The following is an 8,843-nucleotide window of genomic DNA, read 5'->3' on the forward strand; positions in this document are numbered from 1 at the left end:
GGCCCCCCCCCCCCCCCCCGCGCGGGCGGGGCGGCCCCGGCGGGGCGGGCGGGGCCCCCGGGCCCCCCCCCCCCCCCCCCCCCCCCCCCCCCACAACAGCGTGTCTCATGGGGTGATACACCCGTGGGGCAGGCTTGACCGGCCCGCTACGCTCACCCATCCTGCCCGGCTAACGAAACGACTCCCCGCCTGATGAATACTCGCTACAACGCCTCAGACATCGAAGTCCTCAGCGGTCTTGACCCGGTCAAGCGCCGCCCCGGCATGTACACCGATACGTCGCGCCCGAACCACCTGGCGCAGGAAGTCATCGATAACTCCGTCGACGAGGCGCTCGCCGGCCATGCGAAGACCATTGATGTCACCGTGTTCAACGACGGCTCGGTCGAGGTCAGCGATGACGGCCGTGGCATGCCCGTGGATATCCACCCCGACGAAAAGGTCCCGGGTGTCGAGCTGATCCTGAACCGCCTGCACGCGGGCGGTAATTTCTCGAACAAGAACTACGCGTTCTCGGGCGGCCTGCACGGCGTGGGCGTCTCGGTGGTGAATGCGCTTTCCACCCGCGTGGATGTCACCATCCGCCGCGAGGGCCAGGAATTCCGCATGAGCTTCGCGAACGGCGACCGCGCCAGCGAGCTCGAAGTGATCGGCACCGTGCCGAAGAAGAAGACCGGCACCACCCTGCGCTTCTGGCCGGATCCGAAGTATTTCGATTCCCCGCGCATCCTCGTCTCCAAGCTGAAGCACCTGCTGCGCGCGAAGGCCGTGCTCTGCGCCGGCCTTACCGTGCGCCTGCACGACGAATCCGCGGCCGGCGAAACCACCGAGTGGTATTTCGAGGACGGCCTGCAGGATTACCTGCGCGCCGAACTCCAGGGCGCCGAAGCCCTGCCGGCCGACCTTTTCGTGAAGCACTTCGCCCGCGAGACCGATACGGTCGATGTCGCCCTGTGCTGGTTGCCGGAAGGCGAGCTGGTGCAGGAAAGCTATGTGAACCTGATCCCCACCGCGCAGGGCGGCACGCACGTGAACGGCCTGCGCTCCGGCCTCACCAACGCCATCCGCGAGTTCTGCGACCTGCGAAATCTGCTGCCGCGCGGCGTGAAGCTCGCGCCGGAAGACGTGTGGGAGCGGCTGGCCTTTGTCCTCAGCATCAAGCTGCAGGACGCGCAGTTCGCCGGCCAGACCAAGGAGCGCCTCTCGTCGCGTAACGCGGCGGGCGTCGTCGAAGGCGTCGTGCACGATGCCTTCAGCCTGTGGCTCAACCAGCACGTGGATCTTGGCGAGAAGATCGCGCAGCTTGCCATCGAGCGCGCGAGTGCGCGCCTGAAGGCCGCCAAGCAGGTCGTCCGCAAGAAGATCACGTCGGGCCCCGCCCTGCCCGGCAAGCTCGCCGATTGTGCCTCCACCGACCTGACCCGCACCGAGATCTTCCTCGTGGAAGGCGATTCGGCGGGCGGCTCGGCCAAGCAGGCGCGCGACAAGGATTTCCAGGCGATCATGCCGCTGCGTGGCAAGATCCTGAACACCTGGGAGGTCGAGTCCACCGCGGTGCTCGCCTCGCAGGAAGTGCACGACCTGGCCGTCGCCATCGGCTGCGACCCCGGCAAAGATGACCTCTCCGGCCTGCGTTACGGCAAGGTCGTGATTCTGGCCGATGCGGAGTCCGACGGCCTGCACATCGCGACGCTGCTCTCCGCACTGTTCCTGCGCCACTTCCCCACGCTGGTGCGCGAGGGCCACTTGTTCGTGGCCATGCCGCCACTATTCCGCGTCGACGTGGGCAATCAGGTGTTCTACTGCCTGGATGAGGAAGAAAAGCGCCTCATGCTGGAGAAGGTCGAGCGCGAGAAGATGAAGGGCGCCGTCTCGGTCACCCGCTTCAAGGGCCTGGGCGAGATGAACCCGGCGCAGCTGCGCGAATCCACCATCCACCCCGATACGCGCCGCCTGGTGCAGCTCACCGTGGAAGCTGAGGATGGCACGCAGAAGCTGATGGACATGCTACTGGCAAAGAAGCGCGCCAGCGATCGCAAGCAGTGGCTCGAGGAAAAGGGCGACCTCGCCACCCTCGAGGTCTGATCCACAAAAAAAGCCCGGCAAACGCCGGGCTTTTTTTGTGGCGATCAACGGCGGTCGCGGATCGCCTCGATCAGGCCACGCGTCGCCGCGTCGAACTGGCTGATATCGCCCGCATCCTTGTCGTTCGCGAGCGACGGGTAGATCTGCTTGGCGATGACCTTGCCCAGCTCCACGCCCCACTGGTCGAACGCGTTGATGCCCCACAGGTGGCCGAGCATGAACACCTTGTGCTCGTACAGCGCGATCAGTGCACCCAGCGAATGCGGGGTGAGCGAGTCGAGCATGAACACGCTGCTCGGGCGGTTGCCCTCGAACGTGCGCTGCGCGGCCAGGGCGCGGCGTTCGTCCTCGGTGCCCGTCTTCGCTTCCGCGAGCGCTTCCTCGAACGTCTTGCCAAGCGACAGCGCGGCGGCCTGCGCGAGCAGGTTGGCCGTGAGCACATCCTGATTCTCGCGCAGCGGGTGGGCCGGCTTCACCAGGCCGATGAACTCCAGCGGCACGATGTCGGTGCCCTGGTGCAGCGCCTGGAAATAGGCGTGCTGCGCATTGGTGCCGATGCTGCCCCAGACGACCGGAACCGTCGAACCGGTGACATGCTTTCCGGTGGTCGGGTGCACGTGCTTGCCCAGCGATTCCATCTCGAGCTGCTGCAGGTACGAAGGCAGGTCGGCCAGGTAATCCACGTACGGGATCACTGCGCGGCTGGTGGTGCCGAGGATGTTGCGGTTCCACAGCTCAGCCGCGGCCAGCAGCACCGGCAGGTTGTCCTTCCACTCCGCGGTGCGGAAATGGTCGTCCGCTTCAGCGGCACCCGCCAGCAGGTCACGGAAGCCGTTCATGCCGATCGCGAAGGCGATGGACGCACCGACGGCCGACCACAGCGAGAAGCGGCCACCGACGTAATCCCACATCGGCAGCACCTGCGCGGCGCCCCACTTGTTCACGGCCTCGACGTTCGAGCTCACCGCGATGAAGTGCTTCGCCGTCTTCGCGGTGTCGCCCTTGTTGGCCTTGAGGATCCAGTCGCGGAACACGCCACCGTTGAGCAGCGTTTCCTGCGTGTTGAAGCTCTTCGATACCAGGATCACCAGCGTATGCGTGGGATCCAGCTTCTTCATCAGGTCGTTGGCCGCCTGGCCATCGACATTGGTGAGGAAGTGGCTGCGGATGCCATCGACGTGGAACTGCTCGAGCGCGTGCACGGCAAGGCGCGGGCCGAGGTCGGAACCGCCGATGCCGATGTTCACGACGTCGGTCACGCGGCCGATCAGGCCGACCGATTCACCCTCGCCCTTGTGCACGGCGTTGACCAGCTTCTCCATCTGGTCGAGTGCCTCGGCGACTTCCTTGCGGACATCGGCGGGGGCAGCCGGGTGACGCGACGCACCACCGCGCAACGCGGTATGCAGCACGGCGCGGTCTTCAGAGGTGTTGATGTGCTTGCCTTCGAACATCGCATCGCGCGCGGCCTGCCAGCCGGTGCTTTCGATGTAGGCACCCACGGCATCCAGCGCCGCCGTGTCCAGCTTCTGGCGGGTGATGTCGAGAAGGATTGGGCCCATGCGCTTGCGGAAGCGATCGCCACGGGAGGCGTCGTTGACGAGCGTGCGGAGGGAGGTGCCGGCGAGGCGGCTTTTGTGCTCATCGAACGACGGCACGGGGACGTGGTTTGAATCCATGGCTTCCACTTTGGCTGCGACGGAGGGAAGCCCCGATATTACCGCACTGCAACGTAAGTGGATTGTATGTACAAGACCCATTTCTTCGTAGGAGCCCACCCTGTGGGCGACGCCGTTCGCGGGGATGCCACAGGGCCTGCAGCGTTATCGCGAAGATGTCGCCCACAGGGCGGGCTCCTACGAGATCAGGCGCCCTGCTTCGGGATCGAATGGTTCGTATGCGTGATGCGGTTGTCCGCATCCACGTAGACCAGGTCCGGCTTGTAGTTGGCCAGCTCAGCTTCGGAGAGGCTGGCGAACGCGGCGATGATCACCAGGTCGCCCGTCGAAACGCGGCGCGCGGCGCTACCGTTCACGGAGATGATGCCCGAGCCCTCTTCCGCACGCAGCGCGTACGTGACGAAGCGTTCGCCGTTGCTGATGTTCCAGGCGTGGATCTGCTCGTAGTCGCGCATACCGGCGGCGTCGAGCAGGTTGCCATCAATGGCGATCGAACCTTCGTAGTTCAGCTCGGCGTGAGTCACCGTGGCACGGTGGATCTTGCACTTGAGCATGTTGAGGTGCATGGCGGTCTCTGGGGTCTGTCGGTTACAAAAACGCCCATTCTAACGGAGGTAGCCCGTACCGTCGTGAATGGGCTTCCTCGGTGTCGAGGCGCTTTATGGGGGAGCGGGATCGGAAACGCAAGTGCCCGTGCGTGAAGGCTTTCAGTCGAACGGCAGGTTGTCGATCAGGCGGGTGGCACCCAGCCGGGCAGCCACCAGGGCCACCAGGCCCTCGCGCTCGTCGGCGGCCGGCTCGGCCAGGTCCTCGGCGCGGCGGATCGCGACGTAATCCGGGGCGAACCCCGCTCGCTCCAGGCGCGCCCGGGCGGCCGTTTCCAGCGCCTGCCAGTTGTGCCCCTGGCGGAACAGGTCACGCATCTGGGTCAGCGTGGCGTAGATCTGCGGGGCGCGCTGGCGCTCGGCCGGGCTCAGGTACTGGTTGCGCGAGCTCTTCGCCAGGCCATCCTCATCGCGAAGGGTCGGGCCGGCCATGATCTTCACCGGGAGCGAGAGGTCGCGGACCATCCGCTCGATGACCTTGAGCTGCTGGAAATCCTTCAGGCCAAACACGGCGAAATCCGGCTGGACCAGGTGGAACAGCTTGGAGACCACGGTGGCCACGCCGTCGAAATGACCGGGGCGGTGCGCCCCCTCGAGGGTCTCGGTCACGCCGGGCACGTGGATGCTGACGCTGCCCTCCGGCCCGAACGGGTACATGGTCGCCACTTCCGGCGCGAACAGCACGTCGCAGCCCGCCTCGGCCAGCCCCACCTGGTCCTGGGCCAGGGTGCGCGGGTAGCGTTCGAAATCCTCGCCGGGACCGAACTGGGTCGGGTTCACGAACACCGAGGCCACGACGCGATCGGCGCGGGCGCGGGCCAGCTTCAGCAGGGAATGGTGGCCTTCGTGGAGGTTGCCCATGGTCGGGACGAAGCCCACGGTCTGGCCAGAGGTACGCCAGCCACGAATGGTGGCGCGGAGGGCGGCGGCATCGGTAACGGTCTGCATGGCGGGCTCTTTAACTGAAGCTGTGTTCCGGACCGGGGAACGCCCCTGCCCTTACGTCATCCGCATAAGCGCGGATCGCTGCGGGAATGGAACCACGACCGTCGAGGAAATCCTTGGAGAACTTCGGCCGCTTGCCCGGGGTAAGCCCGAGCATGTCGTACACGACCAGGACCTGGCCATCGCAGCCGACGCCCGCGCCGATGCCGATGACCGGGATCGAAAGCGCCTTCGTGATCCGCTCGGCCAGGGCCGAGGGCACGCACTCCAGCACGAGCAGGTCGGCGCCGGCCGCTTCAACGGCCTTCGCGTCCGCGAAGAGCTTGTCGGCGGCATCGTCGGTCTTGCCCTGCACCTTGTACCCGCCGAACTTGTTCACCGACTGCGGGGTAAGGCCGAGGTGGCTGCACACGGGGATATCGCGCTCGGCGAGTGCCGCGATGACCTCGCAGATACGCCCCGCACCTTCGATCTTGACCATGGCGGCGCCACCCTGGGCCACCAGCCGCGTCGCCGCTTCCATCGCCGCGGGAACATCGCGGTCGCTCATGAAAGGCAGGTCGGCCACGAGCAGCGTAGCCCTTAGCCCGCGAGCCACGGCGGCGGTGTGATAGACCATGTCATCGACCGTGACCGGCAGCGTACTCGGCCTGCCCTGCACCACCATGCCGAGCGAGTCGCCGACCAGGGCGACATCGATCCCCGCGAGTTCCAGTTGCGCGGCAAAACTCGCGTCGTAGGCGGTGAGCATCACGATCTTCCGGCCTTCGGCTTTCATCGCCTTCAGGCCCGGCACGGTCACCGGCTTACGCGCCGGCGCACTCGTATTTTCGACGTACACGCTCTTGTCGCCTCGTTGGGTGAAATTCGAATTGTCCGCCTGAATCGCCCGGGGCTCAAGGAACCGGGATCAGGCCAGGGGGAAGCATTCAGCCGCATCGACCGCGGCCAGCAGGTCGGCCACCCTGCCCTGGCCGGGTAGCACGGCGTCCGGTGCGATATCGGCCAGGGGCAGGAGGACGAAAGCCCGCTCGGCGATCCGCGGGTGCGGCACGGCCAGGCGGTCGTCGTCGATGATCGCGGTGCCGTAAGCCAGCAGGTCCAGGTCGAGCGTGCGCGGGCCCCAGCGCTCGCCATCGCGAACCCTGCCGAACGCGCGCTCGGTGGAGAGCAGCGCATCGAGCAAGGCATGGGCACCGAGCGACGTCTCGACCGCGATCGCGGCATTGACGAAATCCGGCTGGTCCACGTTGCCCCAGGGCGGCGTGCGATAGAAGCGCGAGCGCGCGGTCACGCGGATGCCCGGCGTGACCGCGAGGACGCCGATCGCCGCCTCGAGGCGCAAACGGACGTCACCCAGGTTGCCACCCAGGCCGATGAACGCGATCACGCTCACGCCCCGCTCGTATCGCCCTTGCCCCGGGTGGGCTTGCGCCGCCGGCGGCGTTTGCGCGCCGGGGCCGTGGCGGCCACCGTGGAGCCATCGTGGACCGGTACACCACCGCCGCCCAGCGCTGCCGCCAGCATTTCCGGAGGCAGCTGCTGCGCATGCGCCCACCATTCGCCCAGCTCGCGCATACCCGTGGATTCATGGGCGCGCAACAGGAGGAAATCGAAGGCCGCGCGGAAGCGCGGATGCGACATGAGGCGAAACACACGCTTGCGATGGATCTGCTCGAAGCGCGGCTGCAGCGCCCAGATCTCTTCCATCGTGAAGGTGAACCGACGCGGGATCGCCACGCGCTGGCACTGCTCGCCCACCACGTGGACCGCGGCACGTTGCCATGCTTCGTTCATCTCGAAGCCCTGTGCCATCCAGCCATGCGCCTGGTCGCGCACCTCGCCCCACAGCAGCACGGCGTAGAGGAACGCCGGGGTCACCGACTTGCCCTCGGCGATGCGCGCATCTGTGTTGGCGAGGCCTTGTTCCACCAGCGCACGCAGCGCGTGGTCGCCGCGCTCGAGCGCGCGGGCGGTGGCTGGGAACAGGAACTCCAGCAGGCCGCAGGCCTCGAGCATCTTGAAGCTCTTCAGGCCGTGGCCGGCGAGGAACAGCTTCAGCGATTCATCGAACAGCCGGGCCGGCGACGCTTCGGTCAGCAGGTGGCCGAGCTTCTTGAACGGCGCCGACGCCGTCGGATCGATAGTAAAGCCCAGCTTCGCGGCAAGGCGCGCCGCACGGAGCATGCGCACCGGGTCTTCGCGGTAACGCTGCTCGGGGTCGCCGATGAGCCGCATGGTGCGGTCCTCGAGATCCTGCATGCCGCCGACATAGTCGCGCACGCTGAAATCGGCAATGTCGTAATAAAGGGCATTGACCCGGAAATCGCGGCGCACCGCGTCTTCCTCGATCGTGCCCCAGATGTTGTCGCGAACGATGCGGCCATCCACGATGTGGCGGTCGCCCTCGCCTTCCCCGCCTTCCTCACCGGTGCCGCGGAAGGTGGCCACCTCGATGATCTCGGGGCCGAAGACGACGTGGGCCAGGCGGAACCGGCGGCCGATGAGGCGGCAGTTGCGGAACAGCCCCTTGACCTCTTCCGGCGTGGCATTGGTCGCCACGTCGAAATCCTTGGGGTGGCCGCCCAGGAGCAGGTCGCGCACGGCGCCGCCCACCAGGTACGCGGCGAACCCGGCGTCATGCAGTCGGTAAAGCACGCGCAGGGCGGCTTTGCTGATGTTCTTGCGAGAGATGGAGTGCTGTTCGCGCGGGATGATTCTCACACCGGGCGGAACATCGCTCCTCGATTCGGAATTCAAGCGGTTGATGTCCTGGCGGGCGCACCAGCGCCCGGTCAAGTGGCTGCCCCCACCGGCGCCCGGTGTCGGGATGAACGGGCCAAATGTAACGAATTCGACCCAATCCGACGAGCGGGCGCCCAAGGCGTTGCCAGCGGCCGGACTTTGGATATACTAGCGCGCTTCGTACGTTTCGTACGACCCCGCTCCCTTCGTCTAGTGGTCTAGGACACGGCCCTCTCAAGGCTGGAACACGAGTTCGAACCTCGTAGGGAGCGCCACTTTCCTCTCCGGCGCCGAACCGTTCGCATGACCTTTGTCGTCACCGACAACTGCATCAAGTGCAAATACACGGACTGCGTCGAGGTTTGCCCGGTCGATGCCTTCCATGAAGGCCCGAACTTCCTGGTCATCAATCCGGACGAGTGCATCGACTGCACCCTCTGCGAGCCGGAATGCCCGATCAATGCCATCTACCCCGAGGACGATGTCCCCGCTGGGCAGGAGCAGTTCGTGGCACTGAACGCCGACCTGTCGAAGGACTGGCCGGTGATCACCGAGCGCAAGGATGGCATGCCGGACGCCAAGGACTGGGAAAACAAGCCCAACAAGATCGAGCTGCTCCAGCGCTGAGCGGTTGAAGAAGGCCCCGAGGGGCCTTTTTTATTGCCTCGATCAGGAAACAGGCACAAAAAAATTCCGCACAGCGGCGGCCTTTTCATTACGGAAGGTGCAGGGATTACTAGAAGACCACGCGAGACTTCAGCGCGTCGATGACGCGGCGGACTCC

8 protein-coding genes and 1 tRNA gene are annotated in these 8,843 nt (G+C 66.1%); 3 read left to right on the forward strand and 6 right to left on the reverse strand.

All coding sequences use genetic code 11. The annotated features are described in order from the left end of the window. The first annotated feature begins 192 nt into the window (after positions 1–192). Positions 193–2,085 (forward strand): DNA topoisomerase IV subunit B, encoded by a 1,893-nt coding sequence (gene parE, locus ACTHLF_RS06830; RefSeq protein ID WP_440325999.1) that lies wholly within the window; start codon positions 193–195, stop codon positions 2,083–2,085. A gap of 44 nt (positions 2,086–2,129) precedes the next feature. Here parE and pgi read toward each other — a convergent pair whose 3' ends face one another. The 6 genes from pgi to pcnB all read right to left on the reverse strand — a co-directional run bounded on the left by pgi (position 2,130) and on the right by pcnB (position 8,074). Further along, positions 2,130–3,764, reverse strand: a complete 1,635-nt coding sequence (gene pgi, locus ACTHLF_RS06835) for a glucose-6-phosphate isomerase (RefSeq protein WP_440326001.1) — start codon at positions 3,762–3,764, stop codon at positions 2,130–2,132. A gap of 185 nt (positions 3,765–3,949) precedes the next feature. Beyond that, positions 3,950–4,330: an aspartate 1-decarboxylase gene (panD, locus tag ACTHLF_RS06840; RefSeq protein WP_440326003.1), complete on the reverse strand. Its 381-nt coding sequence runs from the start codon at positions 4,328–4,330 to the stop codon at positions 3,950–3,952. Positions 4,331–4,471: 141 nt separating this feature from the next. Then, complete coding sequence (gene panC / locus ACTHLF_RS06845; protein WP_440326005.1) at positions 4,472–5,317, reverse strand: pantoate--beta-alanine ligase; 846 nt, start codon at positions 5,315–5,317, stop codon at positions 4,472–4,474. Between the two features lie 10 nt (positions 5,318–5,327). Next, positions 5,328–6,155 (reverse strand): 3-methyl-2-oxobutanoate hydroxymethyltransferase, encoded by an 828-nt coding sequence (gene panB / locus ACTHLF_RS06850; protein WP_440326007.1) that lies wholly within the window; start codon positions 6,153–6,155, stop codon positions 5,328–5,330. A 69-nt stretch (positions 6,156–6,224) separates the two neighbouring features. Then, a complete protein-coding gene (folK, locus tag ACTHLF_RS06855) occupies positions 6,225–6,710 on the reverse strand; it encodes a 2-amino-4-hydroxy-6-hydroxymethyldihydropteridine diphosphokinase (RefSeq protein WP_440326009.1) in 486 nt (161 codons plus the stop codon). Next, positions 6,707–8,074, reverse strand: coding sequence for a polynucleotide adenylyltransferase PcnB (gene pcnB, locus ACTHLF_RS06860; protein WP_440326011.1), 1,368 nt, complete (start codon positions 8,072–8,074; stop codon positions 6,707–6,709). The genes folK and pcnB overlap by 4 nt, the downstream gene beginning before the upstream one ends. Before the next feature lie 184 nt (positions 8,075–8,258). Here pcnB and ACTHLF_RS06865 point away from each other — a divergent pair. Next, a tRNA-Glu gene (locus ACTHLF_RS06865) sits at positions 8,259–8,334 on the forward strand. A gap of 28 nt (positions 8,335–8,362) precedes the next feature. Next, positions 8,363–8,686: a ferredoxin FdxA gene (gene fdxA / locus ACTHLF_RS06870; protein WP_440326013.1), complete on the forward strand. Its 324-nt coding sequence runs from the start codon at positions 8,363–8,365 to the stop codon at positions 8,684–8,686. Positions 8,687–8,843 lie beyond the last annotated feature (157 nt).

This window comes from Luteibacter sp., assembly GCF_051958795.1.
Taxonomy (GTDB): domain Bacteria; phylum Pseudomonadota; class Gammaproteobacteria; order Xanthomonadales; family Rhodanobacteraceae; genus Luteibacter.